The 25,918-nt window shown below is 65.4% G+C and carries 17 protein-coding genes and 2 pseudogenes; 9 read left to right on the top strand and 10 right to left on the bottom strand.

The window, feature by feature from the left end:
• Nucleotides 1-80: 80 nt before the first annotated feature.
• The 7 genes from ACCQ07_RS15200 to ACCQ07_RS15170 form a co-directional block, all read right to left on the bottom strand.
• Nucleotides 81-1,544, bottom strand: a complete 1,464-nt coding sequence (locus tag ACCQ07_RS15200) for a glycoside hydrolase family 125 protein (protein WP_372158016.1) — start codon at nt 1,542-1,544, stop codon at nt 81-83.
• A 476-nt stretch (nt 1,545-2,020) separates the two neighbouring features.
• Nucleotides 2,021-4,690, bottom strand: coding sequence for a glycoside hydrolase family 3 C-terminal domain-containing protein (locus tag ACCQ07_RS15195; RefSeq protein WP_033478616.1), 2,670 nt, complete (start codon nt 4,688-4,690; stop codon nt 2,021-2,023).
• A gap of 208 nt (nt 4,691-4,898) precedes the next feature.
• Entirely contained in the window at nt 4,899-7,580 is a 2,682-nt protein-coding gene (locus tag ACCQ07_RS15190; RefSeq protein WP_372363429.1) for a beta-mannosidase, read from the bottom strand.
• A gap of 21 nt (nt 7,581-7,601) precedes the next feature.
• The gene (locus ACCQ07_RS15185) at nt 7,602-10,052 is read right to left on the bottom strand and encodes a family 20 glycosylhydrolase (protein WP_372363428.1); all 2,451 of its coding nucleotides are present in this window, start codon (nt 10,050-10,052) and stop codon (nt 7,602-7,604) included.
• Between the two features lie 257 nt (nt 10,053-10,309).
• Complete coding sequence (locus ACCQ07_RS15180) at nt 10,310-11,377, bottom strand: glycosyl hydrolase family 18 protein (RefSeq protein ID WP_014090759.1); 1,068 nt, start codon at nt 11,375-11,377, stop codon at nt 10,310-10,312.
• A gap of 3 nt (nt 11,378-11,380) precedes the next feature.
• Nucleotides 11,381-13,066, bottom strand: coding sequence for an alpha-L-fucosidase (locus ACCQ07_RS15175; RefSeq protein WP_078565777.1), 1,686 nt, complete (start codon nt 13,064-13,066; stop codon nt 11,381-11,383).
• Between the two features lie 206 nt (nt 13,067-13,272).
• Nucleotides 13,273-15,945, bottom strand: coding sequence for a TonB-dependent receptor (locus ACCQ07_RS15170; RefSeq protein ID WP_014090757.1), 2,673 nt, complete (start codon nt 15,943-15,945; stop codon nt 13,273-13,275).
• A gap of 720 nt (nt 15,946-16,665) precedes the next feature.
• On the opposite strand from ACCQ07_RS15170, the gene ACCQ07_RS15165 reads away from it, so the two are divergent.
• Nucleotides 16,666-17,664, top strand: coding sequence for a glucokinase family protein (locus ACCQ07_RS15165; RefSeq protein WP_372364151.1), 999 nt, complete (start codon nt 16,666-16,668; stop codon nt 17,662-17,664).
• A gap of 142 nt (nt 17,665-17,806) precedes the next feature.
• Here the strand turns inward: ACCQ07_RS15165 and ACCQ07_RS15160 are convergent, their stop codons facing one another.
• Together ACCQ07_RS15160 and bioA are read right to left on the bottom strand one after the other, a co-directional pair.
• Nucleotides 17,807-18,541: a 16S rRNA (uracil(1498)-N(3))-methyltransferase gene (locus ACCQ07_RS15160; protein ID WP_372363427.1), complete on the bottom strand. Its 735-nt coding sequence runs from the start codon at nt 18,539-18,541 to the stop codon at nt 17,807-17,809.
• Entirely contained in the window at nt 18,532-19,950 is a 1,419-nt protein-coding gene (gene bioA, locus ACCQ07_RS15155; protein ID WP_011348219.1) for an adenosylmethionine--8-amino-7-oxononanoate transaminase, read from the bottom strand. Before bioA ends, ACCQ07_RS15160 begins: the two co-directional genes overlap by 10 nt.
• Nucleotides 19,951-19,991: 41 nt before the next feature.
• Between bioA and nudE the strand changes: the two genes are divergently transcribed.
• The 8 genes and pseudogenes from nudE to gcvH all read left to right on the top strand — a co-directional run bounded on the left by nudE (nt 19,992) and on the right by gcvH (nt 25,572).
• On the top strand, nt 19,992-20,540 hold the full coding sequence (gene nudE / locus ACCQ07_RS15150) for an ADP compounds hydrolase NudE (protein ID WP_003482427.1): 549 nt from the start codon (nt 19,992-19,994) through the stop codon (nt 20,538-20,540).
• Nucleotides 20,537-21,337 (top strand): 3'(2'),5'-bisphosphate nucleotidase CysQ, encoded by an 801-nt coding sequence (cysQ, locus tag ACCQ07_RS15145; protein WP_008572065.1) that lies wholly within the window; start codon nt 20,537-20,539, stop codon nt 21,335-21,337. The genes nudE and cysQ overlap by 4 nt, the downstream gene beginning before the upstream one ends.
• A 193-nt stretch (nt 21,338-21,530) precedes the next feature.
• Entirely contained in the window at nt 21,531-22,535 is a 1,005-nt protein-coding gene (gene mazG, locus ACCQ07_RS15140) for a nucleoside triphosphate pyrophosphohydrolase (RefSeq protein WP_372363426.1), read from the top strand.
• Nucleotides 22,532-22,867: a YnfA family protein gene (locus ACCQ07_RS15135; RefSeq protein WP_372363425.1), complete on the top strand. Its 336-nt coding sequence runs from the start codon at nt 22,532-22,534 to the stop codon at nt 22,865-22,867. The genes mazG and ACCQ07_RS15135 overlap by 4 nt, the downstream gene beginning before the upstream one ends.
• Nucleotides 22,868-22,991: 124 nt before the next feature.
• A pseudogene (locus tag ACCQ07_RS15130) lies at nt 22,992-23,309 on the top strand (SPFH domain-containing protein); the annotation flags it as partial.
• Nucleotides 23,310-23,315: 6 nt separating this feature from the next.
• A pseudogene (locus ACCQ07_RS15125) lies at nt 23,316-23,749 on the top strand (NfeD family protein).
• Nucleotides 23,750-23,919: 170 nt separating this feature from the next.
• Nucleotides 23,920-25,029 carry a glycine cleavage system aminomethyltransferase GcvT gene (gene gcvT / locus ACCQ07_RS15120; protein ID WP_008572070.1) on the top strand — a complete coding sequence of 370 codons (1,110 nt, stop codon included), beginning with the start codon at nt 23,920-23,922 and terminating at the stop codon, nt 25,027-25,029.
• Nucleotides 25,030-25,176: 147 nt separating this feature from the next.
• Complete coding sequence (gcvH, locus tag ACCQ07_RS15115; protein WP_003482419.1) at nt 25,177-25,572, top strand: glycine cleavage system protein GcvH; 396 nt, start codon at nt 25,177-25,179, stop codon at nt 25,570-25,572.
• On the opposite strand, the gene ACCQ07_RS15110 is transcribed toward gcvH, so the two are convergent.
• Complete coding sequence (locus ACCQ07_RS15110) at nt 25,566-25,775, bottom strand: hypothetical protein (protein WP_126952652.1); 210 nt, start codon at nt 25,773-25,775, stop codon at nt 25,566-25,568. The genes gcvH and ACCQ07_RS15110 overlap by 7 nt on opposite strands.
• Between the last annotated feature and the right edge of the window lie 143 nt (nt 25,776-25,918).

Raw genomic sequence — 25,918 nt, 5'->3', positions numbered from 1 at the left:
GGGTGCGCCGTACCCTCATCCGCCCTTCGGGCACCTTCTTCCCATGAAGGGGACCGAGGTCCCGATGGGAGAGGGGAAGGTCAGGCGCTACGCAGCAGCTGGGGTTTGCGTTGATGCAGGTCGATGATCAGTTCGCCGAACAAGGTATTGGCCCAGGCGAACCAGTCGCGGGTGAAGGTGCTCGGGTTGTCCTTGTCGAAGGCCTCGTGCATGAAGCCGGTGCCGGCGTGGGTGGTTTTCAACCATTGCAGGCATTGGCGCAGTTGCGCGTCGTCGTCGCTGACCAGCGCGTACTGAATGATCGACATCGGCCAGATCGTGCCCATGCCGCTGTGCGGGCTGCCGACGCCTTCGGCCGCTTTGCCGCGCGAGAAATACGGGTTGCGTTCGCTCCAGGCCAGCTGGCGCGTGCGCAGGAACACCGGGTCGGCGCGATCGCAGCAGCCCAGGTAGGCCAGGCTGAGCAGACCGGGTGCATTGGCGTCGTCAATGAATAACTGGTTACCGAAGCCGTCCACTTCAAACGCCCAGTACGCCTGCCCGTCGGCATCGCGCTGCTGGCCGAACTGGCGGGTGGCGGTTTCCACTTCGTCGGCCAGCGCGGTGCACTCGGCGGCGAAGGCGGTGTCGCGATGCAAGGCCGTGCTCATCGTGGCCAGCTGCCGCAGCGAGGTGACTGCGAACAGGTTGGCCGGCACGAACAATGGAAACACGCAGGCATCGTCGGAGGGGCGGAACATCGAGTGGATCATGCCGTTGGGCTTGGTCGGCTGGCCGTAGCCTTCCAGCACCAGGGTTTCGGTGGCCAGTGGCGAGGGCCGCTGGAACACGTACGGGCCGCGGTTGTCCTTGCGCTGCTGCTCGCGGAAGGTCTTGACCACCACGTGCATTGCCGCGCGCCAGTCGTCGTCGAACGGTGCGGTGTCGCCGGTGGCGCGCCAGTATTCGTGCGCAATGCGGATGGGGTAGCACAACGAATCCACTTCCCACTTGCGCTCGCCCACGCCCGGCTTCATTTCGGTGATGTCGTTGAGCGACCACTTCAGGCGCTGGGTCTGGCCGTCGGGCAGGAACGCGTTGGCATAGGGGTCGAGCGTGATGCACGCAGCCTGGCGCTGGATCAGGCCATGGAACATGCGCCGCAACGCCGGGTCGCGCCTGGCCAGCGGCACGTACGGGTGCACCTGTGCGGACGAGTCGCGCAGCCACATCGCGTGGATGTCGCCGGTGATGACGAAGGTGTCCGGCTTGCCGTTGCGGGTGCCGGTTTCCACGGTGGTGTCGAGCGTGTTGGGGTAGCAGTTCTCGAACAGCCAGGCCAGTTCGGGGTCGGCGATGCGCGCCTTGATCTGCGCGATCTGCTGCTCGACCGCCTTGCTGACGAAGCGGCGCTGCGCCCTGGGCGGACGCTTGCTGACAAAGCGGCCGGTTGCACTGGACGCGCCGGTGGCGGGCGCGGCCGCGAACGCGGGCAGGGCGCTGGCCAGCAAGCCGGCACCGGCGCTAGCGCCGAGCAACTGAAGGATGTCGCGGCGGGTATGCATGACCTGGAACTCCTTGGATGTCGACAGCAGGCCCGCACGCCAGTGCCGCTCCAGAGCCGCGCGACCTGCCGGCTGAGGATGAGACCTATGCATGACCAATTCCCGATGACCATACAACGTGTGCGCCGAATGTGCATAGTGCGGTCGCACAATTCGTTGCCGCATGTGGACTATTCGATGGCGCAGTCGCGGGCCGGTCCGCGGTCTGCCCTTCTGGATGCGGGCCGCAAACCGCCTTCGACAACGCCACGCTGGGCACCACGACCTCCGGCCTGCAGCCCGCACGTCGGCACTCGTCCGGCCGCCCTCCAGCGGCATCGTCAGCGCCGATCAACACGCCGACAAGGGCGCGTAGGCATGCACGTCGCTGCCTCCGGCAGCATGGTGCCTCGTCGACACGCCATCGACACCCGCGCCGCTGTTGTCCACCTGCTCCGGCATGGCCGGCGACTGCGTGCGTCAGCGCGATGCGGCGCCTACTTCGGCAACGGCGAACGCCCCTGGATCGAAAACGGCGCGGTATTGCCGGCCGCGCCGGTACCCGGCTGCCCGCCGCCGACGAACAACGTGTAGTTGCCGGCTTCCACCGCGCGCTGCCCGCTGCGATCCACGTCGCTCAACGCGCGTGCATCCAGGTTGAAGGTCAGCGTGCGTTGCTCGCCCGCTGCAAGATGCACGCGCTGAAAACCGACCAGGCTGCGCAACGGGGACTGCGGACGGTCCGGATATTGCAGATACACCTGCGCCACTTCGTCGCCGGCACGTGCACCGGTGTTGCGCACGGTCGTGGTTACCTGCAGCGAACTGCCGGCTTGCAGCGTGGTGGTGGACAGCTGCGGCGCGTCATAGGCAAAGCGGGTGTAGCTCAGGCCATAGCCGAACGCAAACAGCGGCTCGCCCTTGAAGTAACGGTAGGTGCGGCCCTTCATGTCGTAGCTGACGTAGGCCGGCAGGTCCTTGGTGGAGCGGTAGAAGGTCACCGGCAGGCGACCGCCGGGATTGTCGTCGCCGGCCAGCATGCGCGCGATCGCGGTGCCGCCGGACTGGCCCGGGTACCACGCGGCCACGATCGCATCGGCATGCGTCTTGGCCCAGTTCAAGGCCACCGCGCTGCCGCTCATCAGCACCACCACCAGCGGTTTGCCGGACGCCTTTGCCCGTTCGAGCAGCGCTTGCTGCGGGGCGGGCAGGGCGATGTCGTTGCGGTCGCCACCGTCGAAGCCGGGAACATCGATCCGCAACTCTTCGCCTTCCACATCCGGCGACAGGCCAACGAAGGCGACCACAGCGTCTGCCTGTGCCACGGCCTGCTCGGCTTCGGCCAGTTGCGCGGCGGCAGGAGCCAGCCATTCCAGGCGCACGCCCTGATCCTGGCCGCGATGCTCCATTTCCAGGCGAATCTTGCGTGGGCGGGTGTCGTCGAAATGCAGCACGGTTTCCACGCTCCGGCCGTCGGCGTTGTGCATGCCGGCCGGCACGTGCTTGTCTTCGGCGTTGCCGGCAACCACCAGCTTGTCGTCGATATACAGGCGTACCGGGTCGTGCCCGCTGCAGTCGAAGCAACGCGCCACGCGCACTGCCAGGGTGTAATCGCCAGCGCTGGGCGGCAGCAGCTCGCCGCTCCAGCGCACGGCATAGCGGTCGGCCGGTACGCCCTTTGCCGGGGCGACCTGATCCCAGTTGAAGCTCACCGTGCGGTCCTGCCGCACCACGCGTGCAGCACCGCTCATGTCGACGTTGTCGAAATATTCGCCACGCAGTCCCGGCTTGCCATCGCTGCGCAGTGCCGTCTCCGGGATCATGCCGGGCACGCCGGCAGCCAACGGTGCGCCTTGTGCGTAGCTCACCTGCTGCGCACCGAAGCGCTGACGAAGGCCCAGCAGCGGCGTCACCGGCGCGGACGAGGTACCCTGATAGTTGGCCTCCAATGCAGCCAGTGCGTCCGCATTCGGGCCGATCACCGCCAGCCGCGTGCCGGCCTTGAGCGGCAACGTGTTGGCATCGTTCTTCAGCAGCACGATCGACTCGGCGGCCGCCTGCAAGGCCAGCGCACGATGCGCTGCGTTGTCCACGTCCTTCGCGCCGAGCCGCGCGTACGGGTCCTTGCGCGGGGCCTCCAGCTCGCCCAGGCGGTAGCGGGCGGCAAACAGGCGCACCAGCGATTGGTCGAGCAAGGCTTCGTCCACTTCGCCGCGCGCGATCGCCGTGCCGAGTTCGCGATAGGCATGCCCGCAGTTGAGATCGTGCCCGGCCTTGAGCGCGGCGGCCGACGAGCCGGCGTTGTCCGGGCGGAAATAATGGAACTGGGTCATGTCGTCGACCGCATCGCAATCGGACACCACAAAGCCCTTGAAGCCCCAGTCGCCGCGCACGCGGCCGTTGAGCAACCAGTCGGCCGCGCACGCCGGGGTGCCGTGCAGCGAGTTGTACGCACACATCACCGAGCCGGCCTGTCCTTCGACGATGGCAGCGCGGAAGGCCGGCGTATAGGTCGCTTCCACATCGCGTGGCGAGACATCCACATCGAAGCCATGCCGGCCCGGCTCGGGGCCGCTGTGCACCGCGATGTGCTTGGGCGTGGCGATCGTGCGTGGATGGTTGAGGTCCTCGCCCTGCAGGCCGCGGATAAAGCCCACCGCCATCTGCCCGGTGAGAAACGGATCTTCGCCGTAGGTTTCCATGCCACGGCCCCAGCGCGGGTCGCGGAAGATGTTGATGTTGGGCGACCAGATGGTAAGACCGGCGTAGCGTTTATGGTCCTTGCCCGGACCACCGGCCTGGTTAAACTTGGCGCGCGCTTCGGTGGACACCACCGTGCCCACCTGCTGCATCAGGCGGGTATTCCAGCTCGCCGCCAGGCCAATGGCCTGCGGAAACACCGTGGCGTAGCCGTTGCGCGCGATGCCGTGCAGGCCTTCGCTCCACCACTCGTAGGCGGGGATGCCCAGGCGCGGAATCGCCGGTGCATCGTTCATGGCCTGGGCCACTTTTTCTTCGCGGCTCATTTGCGCGACCAGGGCGGCGGCGCGCTGTTCGGGCGTTGCATCGGTGTTTTTTGCGGCCACTGCCGGTGCAGCGATGAGCGGCAGGGCCAGGCTCACACTGAGTGCAGCGGCAAGACGGCACGGAAAGACGGACAACGACATCGGTTCACTCCTGCGCGGCGGCCATGGCCGTCACGCGTTGCGCTTGGGTCGCCCGCAGTGATGCTGCGGGCAGTGGTCATTACAAATCGCTGACTGCCTTGCGTGCGATGCATTGCATGGAGCCGTCAGCGCTACATGCGGTCTTCGCGGATAAAGCAGCGTGCTTACGCGCGTGCTGCGTCGTCTGCTGAGACCTGTTCCTGGCGGTTTACTTTGCTTCGGCAGGCTCCGGCGGCGCGCCAGCCAGCGTGGCGGCCAGGTCGCGCACCTGCAGCGTGGATTGCAACTGCGCCAGTGCCGCCTTGCTGCTCACCCGCACGGTCAGTGGCTCACCCGGCAGCAGGTCGAAGGCGTTGTCCGACAGCGTGGCATCCACATCGCCGAACGACAGCCACACCTCGCGCGCCAGCGTGTTGCTGGTCAGGGTGAGTGCGTAGCCATCGCCATCGGCACGCCACTGGCTGTCGATCTTCGCGGCCGGCAATGCAAGCTGCTTGGCCGGCGCGAAGAACACCACCTCGCGCGAGAGCAACGTGTCGCCGTCGAGCAGCTCGAACACCGCGTAGGTGCGCTTGGGATCGGCGCTGCCCAGCAATTGCTTGTCGCTGAAGTTGCCCACCTGCAGGCTGCTCAGCGGTTTGACGCTGGCCTTTTCTTCGCGCTTGCTCAGCACCTTGCCATCCATGCCCATCACTCGCATGCGCCAGCGCGCTGCCAGCGGGGTGGTGCGGTCGGAGACCAGCGACACCTCGGTCTGGCCCTTGTCGCTGCGCAATGCGGCGATCATTTCCGGCGCGTAGAAGCGCCGTGCGTGGTAATGCAGCGCCTTCCAGCGGCCGTAGTAATCCACGCTGGACCACGACGCGCCCGGCCACACATCGTTGAGCTGCCAGTACAGCGAACCCATCGACTGCGGGCGAGAGGCACGCAGATGCGAAGCGGCGATGTTGATGCCTTCGGCCTGCATCAGCTGGCTCAGGTAGACGAAACTGTCGAAATCCTTGGGCTCGCCGAATTCGCGGCGGATGTACAGCATCAGCCGCTTGTTGCCGTTGCCCTTGTCAAACTTCTGATGCACGCGCATCACCGGCGATTCCGGATCCATGTCGCCGGGCTCGGCAAACGCCCGCACGGTGCGCATATCGGGGAACGACTGCAGGCCGTACTCGGACATGAAGCGCGGGGTGACGTTGAGGTATTCGGTGACCGGCAGGGCAGGGCCGCCCCACACCTTCCAGTAATGCATGTCGCCATCGTTGGTCTGGTCGGCCGCGCCATCGAAATCGGTGCCCGGCGAGGTGGCCCAGTACGGCACGTCGTTATCGTAGGTGGCCACCACTTCACGGAATACGGTGCCGAACAAGGTGGTCATGCCGCGTTCGATGCGGGCGCGTTCTTCCGGGTCCACCGACTGCTTGAACTTGACCCGGTCGCCCCAGTTTTCCCAGCCGGTCTGCACTTCGTTGTTGCCGCACCACAACACGATGCTGGGGTGATCGCGCAGCCGCTTGACCTGTTCGATCGCCTCCTGCCGGGTGTTCTCGCGGAACTCCACGTCGTACGGCGGCACCGCGCCGCCGAACATGAAGTCCTGCCAGATCATGATGCCAAGCTCGTCGGCGACGTCGTAAAAATAGTCGTCCTGGTAATGCCCGCCGCCCCACATGCGCAGCATGTTCATGTTGGCATCGCGCGCGTCCTGCAAGGTGCTGCGCATGCGCGCGTGCGTGACACGTGCGGGGAAGGCATCCAGCGGAATCAGGTTGGCCCCCTTGGCGAAGATCGGGATGCCGTTGATCACGATCTCCATGCTCTTGCCGTACTGGTCTTTTTCGCGGCGCAGCTCCACCGAGCGCAGGCCGGTGACCCGCTTGATCTGCTGGCTGTCGCCATCGGCATCGCGTACGTTGGCCACGAAGGTGTAGCGGTCCTGCGCGCCGTAGCCGGCCGGAAACCAGCGCTTGGGCTTGGCGATGCGCACCGCCAGGTCGATGCGGTTCTGCCCGGGATCGACCACCGCGTCCTGGGTGAACTGGGCGACTTTTTGCCCATCCGGGCCCAGTACATCCAGCGTCACCTGCACTGGCCCGCTGCGGCCGGCCTGCAGTTCCAGCTGCGCCTGCAATTGCGCGCTATCGGCATCCACGCGTTGCTGGGCGATATGCAGCCCATCCACCCGCACGGCGTCCCACGCTTCCACGCGCACATCCTTCCAGATGCCGGCATTGACCATGCGCGGGCCCCAATCCCAACCGAAGTTGTACGGCGCCTTGCGCACGTAGGTAGAGCTGTGGCGTGCCTCCGGCTCGTCCCCGAACGCCGAATCGTAGGCGCCCGGCAGCGCATACGGTTGCTTGGCCAGCCACGGCTGGATCTTCTTGATCGGCGAATACAGCTTGACCTCGAGCACGTTATCGCCACGCTTGAGCAAGGATTTCGCATCCACGCGCCACTGCCGGAACATGTTGTCGGCGCTGAGCAGCTGCTTGCCATTGAGGGTGACCTCGGCAAACGTGTCCAGGCCGTCGAACACCAGCTCGACATGTTCGCGCTTGAGCGTGGCCGCATCGATGTTGAAACGGGTCTGGTACTGCCAATCGCTCAGGCCCGCCCACTGGATCTTGCCTTCGTTATCGCGATAGAACGGGTCGGGCACGATCTTGGCGGCGATCAGGTCGGTCTGCACCGCACCGGGCACCTGCGCCGGCAGCCACGCCGCTGCCTTCGGATACGTCTTGCCCTGCTCCTGACCCGGCACCAGCCGCACCTGCCAGCCGCTGTCCAGCGTCACTGCCGTCGGCGGTGCTGCCCAGGCCTGCGAGATGGCCAAGGCCAGGGCAAGCCCGAGACGGGCGGGGGCGGGAACAAAACGATGACGGGACAGGGGCATGCGTGACTCTCCTAGGGTGGCTCAGCGCGTGGCGGCGGGGGGCGCCTGCGCAGTGGTTTCAATCAGTTGGACGGCGCCGATGGCATACAGGGGGCCGCGGATCGGCGCGGTGAAGCGCAGGCAGAGATCGTGGATGCCGGTGCGTGCAGGCAGTGCGGTTTCCAGGGTGAATTGTTCGCCCAGGGTGTCGCTGCGCGGCAGCTGCACGCTGGCGATCAGATCGCCGTCGCAGCCCAGACGCACTTCCAGCTCACCGCCGCGGGTTTTGGCCGGGTATTGCACGACCTTGGATTGCTCGTGTGCCAGGCCGAAGTTGTTGGGCAGGCGTGCGGCGTCGATGCGGATTGCGCCGATACCGTCCAGCCGTGCCTGCGGATACAGGCGGCAGGCATGGAACAGGTCGACGTTGTACACCGGCGTGTCGGCGCCGGTCATCTCCGGCAGCAGCGGCAGCCGCAAGCCGAGCGCGCCGGTTTCGACGCAGTGCTGCAGTCCCTGCGTATCCACCCGCAACAAACTGGCGCGATCGAAGGTACGGCTGCGCGTGGCCGCCAGCGGCGTGCCGTTCGCATCGAACGCCGTGGCCTTGACCGTGGTCGGCAAGCGAATCGTCAACGGCGCGCTGTAGCGCGGCGATGCCGGCGTGGGCTCGCTGCCGTCGATGGTGTAGTGCAGCGTGCCCGCGCCGGCTTGCGTGCTCAGTGTCACCTTGGCCGGCCCGCCGGCGAGCACCGGATTGGGTCCGCCTTCCAGCGCGATATCGGCAGCGAAGGCGCCGTCGCTGTAATCGATGCCCAGCGCCTTGTAGCGCTGCAGCTGCGCCGGCATGCGGGCCAGAAAGCTGTTCCAGTTGCGCGCTGCCGGCGGCGACCAGGTCACTTCCGCTATTGCAGATAACCGCGGGAACAAGGCGTGATCCACATGCCACTGCGAGGGGATGTATTCGGACCACAACGCGCCTTGTGCGCCCAGTACACGCCTGGCCTGTTCGGCGCTGAGCTCGGCCGGTACCGGGTCGAATGCGTAGACCTTCGACAGCGGCAACACCGTGAGGCGACCGTTCGGTTCGTCACTGCGCGTGGTCTGCAGGTTGTCCAGATACAGCCAGTCGCCCGGCGCCAGCACCACATCATGGCCTTGCTGTGCTGCAATCACCGCGCCTTCGATGCCGCGCCACGACATCACCGACGCACTGGCCGGCACGCCGCCTTCCAGAATTTCATCCCAGCCGATCATGCGCCGGCCGTGCTGGGTGAGGTAGGCCGCCAGCTGTTCGTTGAACCAGCCCTGCATCGCATGCGCGTCCTTGACCCCGAGCTTGCGCATCTGCGCGCGCACCGCCGGCGAGGCTTCCCATTGATCCTTCACCGCCTCATCGCCACCGATGTGGATGTAGGTCGATGGGAACAAGGTCAGCACTTCGTCCAGCACGTTGGTGATGAAGGTCAGGCTACGTTCGCTGGTGTTGAACAGGTACGGGTTGACGCCCCAGTCCACGCCCACCTGCGTGCGTGCGCCGGGTACGCCCACTTCTTCGGGGTAGGCGGCAACGGCTGCCTGTGCATGGCCGGGCATGTCCAGTTCCGGCAGCACGGTGATATGCAGGCGCGCCGCATAGGCGACGATCTCGCTGATCTGTTCCTGGGTGTAGAAGCCGCCATAACGCTGCGGCGTGCCGTGCTGGCCGGCGCCGGGCGGTGTGCGCCATGCGCCTACCTCGGTGAGCTTGGGATAGCGCTTGATCTCGATGCGCCAGCCCTGGTCATCGGTGAGATGCCAATGCAGCACGTTGAGCTTGTGCAGGGCCATCGTATCGAGCACATGCTTGACCGTGTCCACGTCATGGAAATGCCGGGCCACATCCAGGTGCTGGCCGCGCCAGCTGAAACGCGGCCAGTCGCGAATCGTCACCGCCGGCAGCCGGACCTCGCCCTTGCGTGCATCCGGTGTCATCAATTGCCAGGCGCTGATTGCGCCGTACAACAAGCCGGCGCCATCGCGCGCGGCGATGCGCACGCCCCTGGCGTCGGCCTCCAGGCTGTAGCCTTCCTTGTGCGCTACCGGCGCCTGCGCGCTGCGCTCCAGGCGGATGCTGCCCGGCGATGCGCTGGTTTCGGCGCGCACTTCCAACCGCAGCCCGCGTGTGCGTTGCAGCAAATCGGCCAGATGTTCGGCACTGCGGCGTGCATCGGCATCGCCGGGTACGATCGAGATCACCGTGCCGGCGCCCACCGTGAAGCTGCCGCTACCGCGTTTGACCTCGACTGCTGCGGGAATCAGTGGCAACGGGGTACCCGCAGTGTCTGCGGTTGCGGCAGCAGGTGCGCCGGCGGTGGCAGCGGCCGGCGAGGTGCCTGGCGCACGTTGACCGCAGCCGGCCAGCGACACTGCTGCGAACGCAAGCGCAAGCAGGCGCGAGGAGAACGGCGCGACGGCTGTCAGGCGTGCGGTGGGTGCGGAGTTCGACGTCATGCAATCACATCCCGGTATGGCGGCGGTACACGGCAGCCACGCACAGTAGCAAAGCCGTGTCGGAAGACGCAGTGACTGGCGCACGCTTGGTCCCGCTGGGCAGCGTGGGCACCGCGTGGTCATGCGATCACGTCAGGGGAGTCGGTCGCTGCAAAACGGGCGCGGGCAACGCTGGAATCGGAATGCAGCCACGCAGTCCGATTCCTTGCACCAGCCGCGCCCGCCTGATCACTGTGCCATCGTAGCGTCGGCTGCGCTTAGCGCTGCGCGGTCGGTAGCTCGTCCCACACCTTCGGGTCTTCGGCGCCCAGCACCCAGCAGCTGAAGCCTTCCAGGCCGTATTGCTTGGTCAGCTCGTAACGTGCCTTGAAGCTGCGCGCGTCCGGGCGGAACACCCACTCGCGCATGTCGTCGCGATAGAAGTAGAACCACGATTCCTGCTCGACCGGATCCCACTGCACGGTGGCGTTCTGTTCCTGCGCCAGCGGGAATGACTCGTCTGCATCGATATACGTTGCGGAAATGTTCGATGCCTCGGTGCCGTCTTCCTTCACCGGGTTGCCGGTGTACCAGCGGTAGCCGTAGGTGGCGATGCCCAGCGACAGCTTGTCCTTTGGCACCTGGGTGATGGCGTAATCCAGGTGCTTCTTCATCCACACCATGCCATCGACCGGGCCCGGCGTGGTCCAGCGCGTGTGCTGGTCGTAGGTCATCAGGCTGACCAGATCCACCGCCTGGCCCAGCGCCTTGAGGTCGTACGCACCGCGCCAGTATTCCCACATCCATTTGGAGAACTGGCCGCCTTCGGCATGACCCGGTGCATTCGGCACCACGGCGACCGACATCTTGAAACCGGCCTTGTGCAGCGCATCTGCGGTCTGCTTGACCATCAGCGTGTAGGCGTCGCGGTCGGTCCAGGCGATGTTTTCGAAATCGAACTGGAAGCCGTAGTACTTGTGCTGCTTGCCGTGGATGAGCAGCGATTCGATCATGCGCTTCTTGGCGGCTTCGTCATGCATCAGCTTGTGGAAGCCTTCGCGACCGGTCGTCATCGACAGGATCGGCATCACCCGCAGCTTGTGCTGCTTGGCGATGTCGTACAGGTACATGTTGGGGGTGCCGTTGACCAGGCCGTTCTGGTCCACGCCGTACCAGGTGGGCACCACCACATCGATCTTGTCGACGTTGGCAATGAACGAGTTGGTCGATTTCTGCGTGTTCATCAGATAGAACAACGCCGTGGGGTTTTTGGCCAAGGCCGGGGCGCAGGCAAATGCCAGCGCGAGCAACATCCAGGTCAATCGCTTGCTCATGAAAGACAACATCCGTCAGGGAGTGGGGGAGGAGAGGTCGATGCGGAAGACGTAGGCACTCTCGCCAACCGGCTTGACCGGCAGGCGCAGATGCAGGCCGTCGGCCCGTTGTTCGAACGGGATCTTCTTGCCGTTTGCCAGCAAGGTCACCGCGCGCACGCCGTCGGCGGCCTTGAGCGAGCGGATCACCGCCTCGCCATTGCTGGGCCAGCCGAGTTCGATCGCATACAGCGCGCCATCGCGCGTGGTGAAGCGGAAATCCTCGGCCGTGTACGGCTTGGTCTTGATGTCCTGGAAAGTGCCGCCCACCACTTCGGTGGGGCCTTCGCCATACACGCGCCACGGTTTGCTGTCGTAGATCGCGCCGCCGTTGGTCCTGAGCCATTTGCCGATCGCCAGCAGGATGCCGCGCTCGGTCTCCGGAATCGAACCATCGGCGCGCGGGCCGATGTTGAGCATCAGGTTGCCGTTCTTGGCCACCACGTCGGCCAGCATGTGGATGATGAAGGTGGGCGACTTGTAGGTGTCGTTTTCGATATAGCCCCACGAGGCGTTGCTTACCGAGGTGTCGGTCTGCCAATGCGTGGGGTGGATGCCGGTGAGCTGGCCGCGCTCGATATCCAGCGTGCCTGCACCTTCGGGGAAGGCGCCCAGCTTGTAGTTCACCACCACGCCGCGGTCTGCTTCGGTACGCGCCGCGCCCTGATTGTAGTAATACGCCAGCATCGTCGGCAGGCTGCGGCGGAAGGTGGGGTGGGCGATCCACCAATCGAAATAGATCAGGTCCGGTTGATAGGTGTCGATCAACTCGGTGGTGCGCGCCAGCCAATCGTCCAGCCAGGCCTGCGAGACCGGTGTCCAGTCGTTGGCCACATCGGCATCGTCCTTGCCCGGCAGGCGCACCTGCGCCGGACCATACAGCGCGGCGTAACGCGGATCGTTGACGTCCGAATCGAAGGTGCGCCCGCCATCGAAGAACCAGTTGTGTTCGGCACGGTGCGATGACAGCCCGAAATGCAGCCCTTGTGCGCGGATGGCCTTGGACAACTCGCCCAGCAGGTCGCGCTTGGGCCCCATCTTCATTGCGGTCCAGTCGGATAGCTTGGAGTCGTACAGCGCAAAACCGTCGTGGTGCTCGGCCACCGGCACTACATAGCGCGCGCCGGATTGCCGGAACAGCTTGGCCCAGCCATTCGGGTCGAACTTGGGCGCGGTGAACTTGGGAATCAGATCCTTGTAGCCGGAACTCGCCTGCGGCCCGTAGGTCGCCACGTGATGGGCAAATTCCTTGGAGCCTTGCAGATACATGTTGCGCGAATACCACTCGCTGCCGAACGCCGGCACCGAGAACACGCCCCAGTGGATGAAGATGCCGAACTTGGCGTTGTCGTACCACGCCGGCGATTGATAGGCCTTCAGTGCGGCCCAGTCGGGACGGAACGGGCCCTTGCGTGCGCCGGCTTCGGCTTCGCGCACCAGACGCTCGCGTTCGGGCGCATAGGCAGCGGTGGCATCGAGCCACTGCTGGTCGATCGCCTCGGGGCTGAGCGTAGTGGCGGTAGGGGCGGTGGGCGATTGCGCCGCGTTGACGTGCAGCGCGGGCAGCGCGAGCAACAGAGCGAACGCGAGCATTCGGCTCCTGGGTGCAGCTCCGGCGTGGCGGCGGGATGGAGCCGCGAACTGGCGGCTATCGGTCGTCATGGGAACTGCACTCCTGTAAGCGAAACGCGTCGGTCATGCTGCGGCCGCGCGTAGATGGCGAAAGCGGGCCTGGCCACGCCCCCTCGGCGGCGAAGGGGCGTGGCCAGTACCACTCCTTGTTGCGACATCGACCTGCCGCTGCGGACAGCGACAGGTCCAAAAAAAAGCGCGCCACCGTGGAGGGTCGGTGGCGCGCCGGGACTACATCAGAACTTGAAGTTCAGCTGGGCCTGGTAGCCGCGGCCGTTCTTGTAGAACGCTGTCGGGGTGTCCCTGGTTCCGCTGTACAAGCGGTAGGTGGAATCCAGCAGGTTGGTGGCGCCGAAGGTGAGGCCCATGTAGTCGGTGATCTGATACGAGGCGGTCAAATCCAGCTGCTTGTAGCTGTCTGCGAAGTCTTCCGAGCCCAGGCGTCCGATCTGGGTGAAGTACTTCGAGCGGTAGCTGTAGTTCACACGCACCGTCCAGTCGCCGTGTTCCCAATACGGGATCACGTTGTAGGTATCGCGCGACAGGTAGGGCAGGTTCAAGCCGGTGCTCGCATCGGATTTGGCAAACGTGTAGTTCGCCTGCAATCCGAAGCCGAGGCCGAACGCCTGCTGATAGTTGATCGATGCGCCCTTGACCTTCGCATCGGAAACGTTGACCGGCGTGGTCACCTGGTAGACGCCCGCCACCGCCGGCGGCGCCGGATTGAGCTGCTGGCTGACCGTGGTATTGACGATGTAGGAGCTGATATCGCGATAGAAGACTTCACCGGACAACATGCTGGACGGCGCGAAATACCATTCGGCAGCCAGATCGTAGTTGGTGGATTCGTACGGTTTCAGATCCGGGTTGCCACCGTTGGCGGTCAGGTTGCCGTTGCCGCTGTTGATGGTGAACGAACCGGCCAGATCGGCATAACGCGGACGTGCGATGACCTTGGCAGCCGAGAAGCGCAGCACGGTGTCGTCGGTGACGTCATAGGCGATGTTGAAGCTCGGCAGCGCCTTGCGGTAGTCGTTGGTTTCGGCAACACGGCTGAAGGTGGTGCCACCGTCCTGGCTCTGCCAGTACTCGGACTTGTCGGTGGTGTCGACCAGGCGCACGCCAACGTTACCGCGCCACTTGCCGGTCTCGTAGTTCAACTGCGTGTAGAAGTTCTGCGTGATTTCCTTCACGTCGAACGAGGAGCCGAAGTCGGTACGGTACGGTCCCTGCGGCTGCGACAGCAGATAGTTGCGGACCGAGCTCAGGCTGGCGGTTGGCCAGGTGGTCAGATCGCCACTTGCACCCAAACCGTCATACAGACCGCTCGGGGTGGTGCCCGGGTTGAACTGGGTCAGCGACACCGGATCGGTGGTGTTGATGCGGTTGCCGCGTGCGTCTACACCATTGTTATGGTTGATGTACTTGTAGCCGAACAGCAGTTTGGTGAACGGGCCAACCGCCAGGTCACGTGCTGCATCCCACTGGAAATATTTCTCTTCATCCTTGCTCTTCTGATAGAAGATGCCGCCAGCCTGCGTGGCGCTGGCATCCTGCGAACCCGGAGCAAGGCCTGCCGGCGAGCCGGGCAGCGTCCAGTTCGATGCACCGCCATTGGCGTAATTGACTGCGGTGTGCGAACCGTCGAAGTCGTAGTTATAGCCGCCATCGGTCATCAGGAACTTCATCAGGTATTCGGGGTTCTTGCCGCCCGTTGCCTGGGTGTCGCCAACCTGGGTGGTGAACACCCACTTTTCACCCGACCAGTCGTGACGCAGGTTCAGGCTCTTGGTCGTGACGGTGCTCTCGCGATAGTTCGCATCCAGCTGCGCGTATGGCTGATCGTTGACGCCACCGCGGGTGTTGTCCGATACCGTGGCCGAGGAGACCACGCCGTTCTCGACGTTGGCGCTGGTGATCTTCTGGATGTCGTTGTTACAGGCCGGGCAGACGTAACGCGACTCGCTGAAGTTGTTGTACTTGCCCTTGATGTACAGGCCGGTCAGGTTGAACTCGTTCTGCTCGTCGGGCTTCCACTGCAACGCACCTTGCACGCCGCTGCGTTCGCGGGTCTGCTGGAAGAATGCGCTGTTGATACCGGCCGGCACGCGCGCGGTGGCCACATCGCTGCCGTCGCCGGTGATGGTGGCGGTCGGCGGAATGTTGGCACCGGTGGTGTAGCCGAAGTATTCGATACCGGCGCGTGCCAAGTCCTGCTTGTCGTGCGTGGCGGAGATCAACGCGCCGAAGGTTTCGTCGTCGTTCTTCCAGCTCCACAGCGCCGAACCGCGCGGATTGCCCTCTTCGGAGCGGTCGTTGTAGTTGTAGCCGACCGAGCCGCGGATGGTGTTCTTGGGCAGGTCCAGCGGCTTGCGGGTGTGCACGATCACCGTGCCGCCGATCGAGCCTTCGTCGATGCGCGCTTCAGGGGTCTTGTAGACCTCCATCAAGCCGATGATTTCCGGCGACAGCAGCGTGTAGTTGAAGGTACGGCCGCTGGTATCGGTCGGGTTGCCGCCCCAGTCGCCCGAGGCGATGGTCTGGCCATTGAGCAGCACGCGGTTCAAGGCCGGGTCGGTGCCGTTGATGCTGACCTTTTCGCCTTCGCCGAACTGGCGGTCGACGCTGATACCCGGAAGATGCGACAGCGATTCGGCCGCATTGACGTCCGGGAACTTGCCGATGTCTTCGGCGCTGATCGCATCGACGATGGAGTTGGCCGAGCGCTTGACTGCCTGGCTCTTCTCCAGCGACGCGCGGTAGCCGGTGACGGTGATGGTATCCAGCTCGGTGGTGGCCGACGGCGTGCTGGCCGGGGCTTGTTGTTCTTGTCCGGCAGCCATTGCAGAGCCGGAGCAGTACAGAGCGGCGGTGATACAGAGTGCTAACGTCGTGGTGCGGCTGTGCATGGCTAAACCTCATTGGTTAGTGCTGTGAGCGTGCTGCCCTGCAATAGGACAAAACGCGCTCGGCGTGGCCGGCAAAACAACACGCCCTGACCGATCGCGATGATTGCGCTGGCACGCTTGTTTCGAAGCAGGGTGCAGGCGATTCGCGTGGTGAAGGAGGTGTCCCCCGTGTGGTGAAGCGGTGGAGCTAAACGCACATCAGCGAGCGGGAACGTCGGGCGACGCACGACTCGCGAATCTGGAATGCCAGGCGAGGGAATGCCCGTTCTTCAGTACCGAACAGTCCATGGCCCCTCCTGCCAGAACTCCGATTTGAATCGAGTCTCGCGTAGCCCTGACAGCGTTGTCAACACGTCGTCACAGATCTCTGATGTGGCTGCGATTGCGCTGCAATGCAGCATTTTCAGGCGAAAGCCGACTTTGCCTCGCAGCAGTTTGCGCAATACGCTTTGCGAGCGCGACTGCTACCATCGGCGCGTACGATCGAAAATGTCGCAGCTGCCCCGGTTCGCCCTGGGGTTGTGCAGGAATCGCCGTTGCGCCTGCGTATTTTTGGCGAATGACGCGCGCCGTCCCGTCCGGGACGCGTCGCGGTTGCCACGGTTGCGTTACAGGGCGATTGCTGACAACGTTGTCTACCCGTTGGCCGTTCGTCGGACAACGCGCGACGACGCCAGCCGCCGCCACTGATCAGGAGAATGCGTGAGCGCAAGCAGTCCAATGGAAGCGGTGGCCTTTCCGCGCCACGAAACCTTCGTTGCCGCCGATGTGGGCGGGACGCACGTGCGCCTGGCGCTGGTGTGCGAAAGCGATGACGCAGGCAAGCCGGTCACGGTGCTGGACTACCGCAAGTACCGCTGCGCCGAGTATCCGGGTCTGGCCGACATCATGACCACGTTCTTCGCGGAACTGGGATGTGCACCAGTCCGCCGGGGCGTGATCGCCAGCGCCGGCTACGCGCTGGAAGACGGCAGCGTGATCACCACCAATCTGCCCTGGGTGCTGGCACCCGAGCAGATCCGCCGGCAGCTCGGCATGCAGGCCCTGCATCTGGTCAATGATTTCGAAGCGGTCGCCTACGCGGCCAATTACATGATCGGCAACCAGGTCATGCAGTTGTCTGGCCCGGCGCAAGGTGCCGCGGGCCCGGCCTTGGTGCTTGGTCCGGGCACGGGCCTGGGCGCGGCGCTGTGGATCCCCAACGGTGCCCATCCGGTGGTGCTGCCCACCGAAGCCGGCCACGCGGCACTGGCGCCGGCCAGCGATCTGGAAATGGCGTTGCTGCAGGAACTGCGGCGCACGCGTACTCACGTGGGTACCGAAACGCTGTTGTCCGGCCCGGGCCTGTTGAATCTGTACACCGTGCTGGCCGCCTTGCGCGGCGACAGCGTGGTGCATGCCACCCCGGCCGACATCACCGCGGCCGCAATGGCCGGCAACGATGGATTGGCGCACGACGCGCTGCAAGCGTTTTGCGGATTTATGGGCAGCGTGGTCGGCGACCTGATGTTGCTGTATGGCGTGCGCAGTGGCGTCTATCTGGCCGGCGGTTTCCTGCCGCAAATCGCCAGCTTCATCGCCGAGAGCGATTTTGTCGCGCGCCTGCTCGACAAGGGCGCCTTGCGTCCCGCGTTGGAGCAGGTGCCGGTGAGCATCGTCGAGCACGGCCAGCTCGGCGTCATCGGTGCTGCCAGCTGGTTCCTGCAGCACGGCCGCTGAGCGCTCGTACAGCGGCCGGTGCAGTAAGCCGGCTGCACCAGATCGATCACCTCCGCATCCCGTAGGAGCGCACCCGGGCGCGATGAGGCGTTACCGATAAACGCCCTGTCGCGCACCGGTGCGCTCCTACAGTGCCATGGTGCTACAGGTCCCCGAACCGCGACTGCAGCGCCGCAATCGCCGCCAGTCCCGCCGTTTCGGTGCGCAGGATGCGTGGCCCCAGCTGCAGGCCGCTGAAGCCCGCCTCGGCAAGTAGCGCGCGATCGCACGGCGACCAGCCGCCTTCCGGCCCGATCGCCACGACGACGTGTTGCTGGATGCTCGATGCCAACGTGCCCAGGCGATGCTCGCCCTGTGGGTCCAGCGTCAGCCGGAGCGCATGCGCGTCGCTAGCCTGCGCCGCGTCCTGCAGACCCTGCGGCACGGCCACGCTGGGAAGACGTGCGCGCCCGGATTGCTCGCAGGCCGACACCACCACGCTGCGCCAGTGCGCCACGCGTTTTTCGGTGCGCGCCGCATCGAGCTTGACCTCGGTGCGCTCGGCGATCACCGGTACGATCGCCGCAACGCCCAGCTCGGTGGCCTTCTGCAGGATCAGATCCATCTTTTCCCCGCGCGCGATGCCTTGCATCAAGGTGATGCGCAGCGGCGATTCGTTGGAGAGCGGCTCGGCGCGTTCCACCAGCGCACGTGCATCGCGCTTGCCCGCCACGGTGATGCGTGCGTGGTAGTCGCTGCCGTCGCCGTTGAACAGGATGCAGGCATCGCCCTCGCGCAGCCGCAGTACCCGCAGCAGGTGATTGGCCGACTCTTCCGGCAACGTCACTTCCTGGTCGCAGTGCAGCGGCAGCGCGACATGCGAGCGGGTCAGGCGCATGCGACCGCCTCGGTGATGGCATGGCCGGTGGTGTCGGCCAACAACGCAAGCTGGGCCTCGTCCACGCAATACGGCGGCATCCAGTACAGCACGTCGCCGAGCGGGCGCAGCACCACGCCTTTCTCGAGCGCCGCGCGATACGCCTTCAGGCCGACGCGCGCGGCGGACGCAAACGGCGTGCGCTTGTCGCCGCCCTGGGTCAGCTCGAACGCCACGATCATGCCGGCCTGGCGCACGTCCGCCACGGCCGGGTGTGCGCCGATCTGCGCAGCGAGCTCGCGCATGCGCGCGGCGATGGGTTGGTTGCGCGCAATCACGTCGTCGTCTGCGAAGATCTTCAAGGTCGCCAACGCCGCCGCACATGCCAGCGGATTGCCGGTGTAGCTGTGCGAATGCAGAAACGCACGCTCGCGCGAATCGTCCAGGAACGCGTCGTACAACTGCTGCGTGGCCAGCACCGCCGACAGCGGCAGGAAGCCGCCGGTCAGCCCCTTCGACAGGCACAACAGGTCGGGCATCACGCCGGCCTGTTCGCAGGCGAACAGGGTGCCGGTACGGCCGAAGCCGGTGGCGATCTCGTCGGCGATCAAGAATGCGCCATGGGCATCGCACAATTCGCGTGCGCGGCGCAGATACGCCGGGTGGTACATGCGCATCCCGCCCGCGCATTGCACGCGCGGCTCCAGAATCAGCGCACAGATTTCGCCGGGCGAGCGTTCGAACAGTGCTTGCAACGCATCGGCTGCCTGCAGCGCATAGTCTTCGGCGCTTTGCCCCGGTTCGGCCAGGTAGGCATCGGGCGAGGGCGTGAACATTGCCTCCAGCAACAGCGGCGCATACACGCGCCGGTACAGCGGAATATCGCCCACCGATAGCGCGCCGATGGTTTCGCCGTGGTAGCCGTTCTCCAGTGCAATGAACCGCGTCCGCCGGTGGTCGCCGCGATTGTGGAAGTAATGAAAGGCCATCTTCAGCGCCACCTCCACGCCCGCCGATCCGTTGTCGGCGTAGAACACCTTGGACAACGGCGCGCGCCCGGCCTGGCGTGGCGCGATCGCCAGCAACTGCTCGGCCAGTTGCACGGCCGGCGTATGCGTGAAGCCGGCCAGCATCACCTGTTCCAGTTCGCCGGCCTGGCGCGCGATGGCCGCGCCGATGCGCGGTTCGGTATGACCGAACAGGTTGGTCCACCAGCTGCTCACCGCGTCCAGATAGCGGCGGCCGTCATGGCCGACCAGCCATGCGCCTTCGCCACGCGCGATCGGCACCAGCGGCAGCGTGTGCGGGTGCTCACGCATCTGCGTGCAGGGGTGCCACACCACGCCGAGATCGCGTTGTCGCCAATGTTCGGCAGTTTGTGCGGCTGCAGGGTCTGCTAGGATTTCGGGTTCATGGACATGTCGATGCATCCGCCTATTCTATCGGTCCGCTTTGCGGCTGCGTGCGACGCATGAGCTCGCGTCTGCCGATCATCCACAAGATCACCGATCTGGGCGACGGACCGTTCCGTCGGCAGCAGCTGGATCTGGAATTTTCCAACGGGCAGCGCCGCATCTACGAACGCCAACTCAGCCAGGGCCACGGCGCCGTGGTGGTGGTGCCGATGCTCGATGCGCAAACCGTACTGCTGGTGCGCGAATATGCCGCCGGCGTGCATCGCTATGAGCTCGGTCTGGTCAAGGGCCGCATCGACGCCGGCGAAACACCCGAGCAGGCCGCCGACCGCGAGCTCAAGGAAGAAGCCGGCTATGGCGCACGCCAGGTACAGGTGCTGCGCGCAATGACGCTTGCTCCTACTTATATGAGTCACCAATCCTGGTTGGTGCTGGCACGCGACCTCTACCCCGAGCGCCTGGTGGGCGACGAGCCGGAAGAGATGGACGTGGTGCCGTGGCCGATCGCACGTCTGGACGAATTGATGCTGCGCGAAGATTTCTCCGAAGGCCGCTCGCTGGCCGCCTTGTTCATTGCGCGCGAGTGGCTGGAGCGCAATCCATGATCCGCATCCCGATGGAGCTGCGCGAAACCGTGATCGCCATCGCGCGCGATGCCGGCGCCGCAATCATGGAGGTCTACGCCCAGGACTTTTCGGTGGAGATCAAGGACGACGCCAGCCCGCTGACCCAGGCCGACCTGGCAGCCAACCGCGTCATCGTCGAAGGCCTGCGCCGTGTCACCCCGGACGTGCCGGTGCTGTCGGAAGAGTCTGCGCATGTGGCCTGGGAACAACGCCAGTACTGGACCAGTTACTGGTTGGTCGATCCGCTCGATGGCACCCGCGAATTCGTCAAGCGCAATGGCGAGTTCAGCGTCAACATCGCACTCATCCATATGGGTGCACCGGTGCTCGGGGTGGTGCAGGCGCCGGTCGACGGGCGGGTCTGGTATGCCGCGCGCGGCGAGAATGCCTTCCGCCGCGATGGCGACCGCGACGAGATGCTGCACACGCGCACCCCGGCCGCCACGCCCTTGCGGGTGGCGGCCAGCCGTTCGCATCGCGACGCGCGTACCGCCGCCGCGCTGGAGCGGATGGGCGAGATCGACGTGGTCGCGCAAGGGTCGTCGTTGAAGTTCTGCCGCATCGCCGAAGGCGATCTGGACGTGTATCCCCGCTTCGGCCCCACCTCCGAGTGGGACACCGCCGCCGGCCAGTGCGTGCTGCATGCGGCCGGTGGCGTGTTGCTGGCCGGCGCCAGCGGCAAACCGTTCCGCTACAACCGCCGCGACACCTTGCTCAACGGCGACTTCATCGCACTGGGCGACCCCAATCTGCCCTGGCGCGATTGGCTGGCCTGAGCGGCATGCGTGCCGTCTTGGCGACGGCATGGCTGTGCAAGGCCCTGACGCCCTGAAAGGTACACTCCGGTATCCCCGCACGCGCTTGCGTGCCGCGCGCCGTTGCGGTGGTGTGCAACGGCCGCGTACGTCGCTTGCCTCGCGTGGGACATGCGCTGGCGGCGCACTCACTCAGAGGTTCCAGGAATACACGATGTCTCAGACCCCTTCCACCGGCGATATCCAGCAGCTGTTGCACTTGATGGCGCGTCTGCGCGATCGCGAACACGGCTGTCCCTGGGATGTACAGCAGACCTTCGCCAGCATCGCGCCGTACACCATCGAAGAAGCCTACGAGGTGGCCGATGCGATCGATCGCAACGACCTGGCTGGCCTGCGCGACGAGTTGGGCGACCTGTTGCTGCAGGTGGTCTTCCATTCGCAAATGGCGGCCGAGCAGGGAGCGTTCGGCTTCGCCGACGTGGTCGCCACGCTCAGCGACAAGCTCATACGTCGCCATCCGCATGTGTTCGCCGCGCAACCGGCGCCCGATGCGCAGGCGGTGAGCGCCAACTGGGAGCAGATCAAGCGCGAAGAGCGTCGTGCCGCTGGCAACCAGGACGACTCCGCACTTGCCGGCATCGCGCGCGGGCTGCCGGAATGGCAGCGCTCCACCAAACTGCAGTCGCGCGCGGCGCGCGTGGGTTTCGATTGGCCTGGCCCGGTGCCGGTGTTGGAAAAACTGCAGGAAGAAATCGAAGAGTTGCGCGTGGAATTCGCACGCGGCCCGGTGGCCAACAATCAGGCCCGGCTGGAAGACGAATTGGGCGATGTGTTGTTTGTCTGCGCCAATCTGGCGCGCCATGCCAAGGTGGATGTCGGCGCCGCGTTGCGGCACGCCAACCTGAAATTCGAACGTCGCTTTCGTGCGATGGAAGCGCGGGCGCGTACTGCCGGCACGCCGTTGAACGCGTTGTCGCTGGGCGAGCAGGAAGCGTTGTGGCAACAGGTCAAACGCGAGGAGCGCAGCGGCGATGTGCCGGCCATCGACGGTTCCGCGGGCGACGCATCGGCCTTGCACGCCCCGCTGTCCCACGCACCGCCTGTAGACAGCGCTGCCGGCAGTGACCCGTCCGTTGGCGGTGAGGCTTCCCGCAGCGCACCGGGGTATCAAACCGGCCCTGATGGCGCCGCCTCCGATACGCCCCGGCCGGCATGACGATCGCGCCGACCACGCTACTGCTGTTTGCCGCGACGGCGCTCGCCGAGTTGGTCGGTTGCTACCTGCCTTATCTCTGGCTGCGCAAAGGGGGCAGCGTGTGGCTGCTGCTGCCCACTGCGCTGAGCCTTGCCGTCTTCGTCTGGCTGTTGAGCTTGCATCCGGAAGCGAGCGGTCGCGTGTACGCGGCCTATGGCGGGGTCTACATCGCCAGCGCGCTGCTGTGGCTGTGGTGGGTGGACGGCGTGACGCCGACGTGCTGGGATCTGCTCGGCGCCGCCTGTTGCCTGCTCGGCATGGCGGTGATCATGTTCTCGCCACGTAGCGCCTGAGCGCGTTTGCATGTGCGCGCACACGTTGATTGCCTTGCGACAGCGGCCGGATGCAGCGGCTGCGCCCGGGCCTGCCCCGCACGTGGCCGGCGTTGGTCGCCGGGAGCGCTGAGCCATACTCACGGAAGCCGCCTTCCGCGACGCAGAAGCGCGCGAACGTCTGGCCGAAGCCGAAGCACGCACGACGCAGATGGTGTCCGACGCCATCGCCATCGCCATCGCCATCGGCAGCGTGCAGGCGATCAACTATTTCGTCGCACAGAAGTATGTGGAAGCGTCCACGGCGCTGGCCACCGCGCCCAACCGGAAATTTGTGCTGATGCCGATGGAATCCAGCGGCATCATCGGTTCGATCGCCGGCGTTGCCGAGCTGGCCAAGGAGGCGGCCGGCAAGCCCGACGCGCCCGTGCGCGTACCGCCGATGCCGCCGCGCGCGGGAGCCTGTGCCATGCGCTGGGACGTGGCGGTCTGGGCAATGCTGGCGCTGCTGCTGATTGCGGCCGAGACCCTTGTGCCGGGTGCCTTCCTGCTGTGGATGGGGATCGCTGCCGCAGCGGTGTGCGTATTGGTGCTGGTGTTGCCGAACATCGCGTTGCTGTGGCAGATCGTGGCATTCGTGCTGCTCAGCATCGTCTCAGTGCAGGTGTATCGCGCCTGGTTCCGCGGCAATGGCCGCCAGAGTGATCGCCGCTGCACAATCGGCGTGCCGAGCAGTTGATCGGCCGCTGCGTGCTGCTCGATCAGGCCATCCACGATGGTCGCGGCCGCGCCAAGGTCGATGATGCGTTCTGGGTGGTGGCCGGCCCGGATCTGCCGGCCGGCACGCCGGTGCGCATCGTCGGCGCCGATGGCATGGGCTTGCTGGTGCAGCCGGCCGGTTGATGTATGCGGGCAGGGCAGGGCATTGCGGTGCCGACCTCGGCGTTGTTGCAGCGCGGCGTAGCGTCGCGCTGCGTTCGCGCCCGCAGGCGGCGCAACCACACAGCGGTATGCCGTTCCCCCAAGCGTGACAGGACGGCGATAATGGCCGTCTTTCCTTTGGAACGGCGCACATGACCCAGAAGACCATCCTCAACGACACCCATCGTGCGCTTGGCGCCAAGATGGTCGACTTCGGCGGCTGGGACATGCCGATCCACTACGGCTCGCAACTGGACGAGCACCACCAGGTGCGCCGCGACGCCGGCATGTTCGACGTCAGCCACATGACGGTGGTCGACCTGCACGGTGCGCGCGTGCGCGAGTTTCTGCGTTACCTGCTCGCCAACTCGGTGGACAAGCTCAAGGTCTCCGGCAAGGCGCTGTACACCTGCATGCTCAATCCCCAGGGCGGTGTGATCGACGACCTCATCGTCTACTACATGACGGAAGATTTCTTCCGTCTGGTGGTCAACGCCGCCACCCGCGAAAAGGACCTGCAGTGGATCGGCGAGCAGGCCGCACGCTTCGACGTGCGGGTGGAAGAGCGCAGCGACTTCGCCATGATTGCCGTGCAAGGTCCCAGCGCGCGTACCAAGGTCATCGATCTGCTCGACCCGGCCGACACCGCAGCGGCGAGCAAGCTCGGCCGTTTCGCCGCGCTGCAGACGCGTTCGCGCGACGGCATTGATTTGTTCCTTGCGCGCACCGGCTACACCGGCGAAGACGGTTTCGAGATCGTGTTGCCGCAAGAGGCTGCCGTCGCATTCTGGAATGCGTTGCTCGCGCAGGGCGTCAAACCCGCAGGCCTGGGTGCACGCGATACCCTGCGTCTGGAAGCGGGCATGAATCTCTATGGGCAGGACATGGACGATGGCGTTACCCCTTACGAGGCCGGGCTGGCCTGGACGATCGCCCTGGACGAAGGACGCGACTTCATCGGTCGCAGCGTGCTCGAATATCAAAAGGCGCAGGGCGCACCGCGTCAGCTGATCGGTGTGGTGATGGACGAGAAGGGCGTGTTGCGGCATGGCCAGACCGTGCTCACCGCCAGTGGCGAAGGCGAGATCCTGTCCGGCACGTTCTCGCCCACGCTGGGCAAGGCGATCGCCTTCGCGCGCGTGCCGGCCGGCAGCATCGAGCAGCTGCGGGTGGACATCCGCGGCAAGCAGGTGCCGCTGCGCGCAGTGAAGTTTCCGTTCGTGCGCGATGGCCAGGCACAGCCCGGCGTGCTCGGCGACTGACTCGTGTAGCGCCGCGTATTGCGCGCGGCGCTGCGCCCGGGTCCGTATCCATATCGCCATCGCCCCATCGCCGTGCGTGCACCTGTCTTGTCGCGCGGTCTAAACTAGCCACCTGTCCCCAACCATCATCTTTCCCGGAGCACACCCATGAGCGAGATCCCTGGCGACCTCAAGTTCCTCAAATCCCACGAGTGGGCCCGCGTCGAAAGCAACGGTCGCGTGACCGTCGGCATTTCCGACCACGCGCAGGGCTTGCTGGGTGACCTGGTTTACGTCGAACTGCCGGGCGTCGGCGACACCGTACAGGTCGGCAACGGCGCTGCGGTAGTGGAATCGGTCAAGGCCGCCTCCGACGTCTACAGCCCGGTCAGCGGCACCGTTGTCGAGGTCAACAGCGCGTTGAGCGACAAGCCGGAAACCATCAACGAAGACGCCTATGGCGAAGGCTGGATCTTCGTCGTCGAGATCGACGACAAGGAACAGCTCAACGACCTGCTGGACCCGGACGACTATGCCGAGCTGCTCGAAGACGACGATCACTGATCAGGTGTCGTTGCAGCCGGTATCCGATGGCCGCTCATGGAGCGGCCATTTTTTTTGAGCGCGCCTGCGTCGGTGATGCGTGCCTTGGTGCAGCGATGCGGCGCGAGCCGGCGCGCAATCGCAGAGAGGGAGGCGTCGTTCGGTCGACCGCCGACCGCGACGCCGTCGGTGGCATGTCGATGCGGTGGCTCGGCACGATCCAACGTGCATCCACTGCTGGCCCACCTGCACTGCGCCGGATTTCTGACGTGAGTCGTTCGTGAGGGTTTGGCGTGTGCCCGGTGAAAAAATTCTGCGCCATGGCGCCTGTCTCGATCATCGGTTGGTGCACGCGATGGATGCGGTC

Source organism: Xanthomonas sp. NCPPB 3583, assembly GCF_041475715.2.
Classification (GTDB): domain Bacteria; phylum Pseudomonadota; class Gammaproteobacteria; order Xanthomonadales; family Xanthomonadaceae; genus Xanthomonas; species Xanthomonas euvesicatoria.
Note: the sequence above shows the minus strand (reverse complement) of the source record. Positions and strands in the feature narration are given on the sequence as shown.

Bases quoted from the DNA above. Each gene is read 5' to 3' on its own strand.
- ACCQ07_RS15195 (WP_033478616.1), bottom strand. From the start codon at position 4,690: ATGTCGTTGTCCGTCTTTCCGTGCCGTCTTGCCGCTGCACTCAGTGTG.
- ACCQ07_RS15180 (WP_014090759.1), bottom strand. From the start codon at position 11,377: ATGTTGTCTTTCATGAGCAAGCGATTGACCTGGATGTTGCTCGCGCTG.
- ACCQ07_RS15190 (WP_372363429.1), bottom strand. From the start codon at position 7,580: ATGCCCCTGTCCCGTCATCGTTTTGTTCCCGCCCCCGCCCGTCTCGGG.
- ACCQ07_RS15165 (WP_372364151.1), top strand. From the start codon at position 16,666: ATGGAAGCGGTGGCCTTTCCGCGCCACGAAACCTTCGTTGCCGCCGAT.
- gcvH (WP_003482419.1), top strand. From the start codon at position 25,177: ATGAGCGAGATCCCTGGCGACCTCAAGTTCCTCAAATCCCACGAGTGG.
- ACCQ07_RS15175 (WP_078565777.1), bottom strand. From the start codon at position 13,066: ATGACGACCGATAGCCGCCAGTTCGCGGCTCCATCCCGCCGCCACGCC.
- ACCQ07_RS15185 (WP_372363428.1), bottom strand. From the start codon at position 10,052: ATGACGTCGAACTCCGCACCCACCGCACGCCTGACAGCCGTCGCGCCG.
- ACCQ07_RS15200 (WP_372158016.1), bottom strand. From the start codon at position 1,544: ATGCATACCCGCCGCGACATCCTTCAGTTGCTCGGCGCTAGCGCCGGT.
- ACCQ07_RS15160 (WP_372363427.1), bottom strand. From the start codon at position 18,541: ATGCGCCTGACCCGCTCGCATGTCGCGCTGCCGCTGCACTGCGACCAG.
- mazG (WP_372363426.1), top strand. From the start codon at position 21,531: ATGTCTCAGACCCCTTCCACCGGCGATATCCAGCAGCTGTTGCACTTG.
- cysQ (WP_008572065.1), top strand. From the start codon at position 20,537: ATGATCCGCATCCCGATGGAGCTGCGCGAAACCGTGATCGCCATCGCG.
- bioA (WP_011348219.1), bottom strand. From the start codon at position 19,950: ATGCATCGACATGTCCATGAACCCGAAATCCTAGCAGACCCTGCAGCC.
- nudE (WP_003482427.1), top strand. From the start codon at position 19,992: ATGAGCTCGCGTCTGCCGATCATCCACAAGATCACCGATCTGGGCGAC.
- ACCQ07_RS15170 (WP_014090757.1), bottom strand. From the start codon at position 15,945: ATGCACAGCCGCACCACGACGTTAGCACTCTGTATCACCGCCGCTCTG.
- gcvT (WP_008572070.1), top strand. From the start codon at position 23,920: ATGACCCAGAAGACCATCCTCAACGACACCCATCGTGCGCTTGGCGCC.
- ACCQ07_RS15135 (WP_372363425.1), top strand. From the start codon at position 22,532: ATGACGATCGCGCCGACCACGCTACTGCTGTTTGCCGCGACGGCGCTC.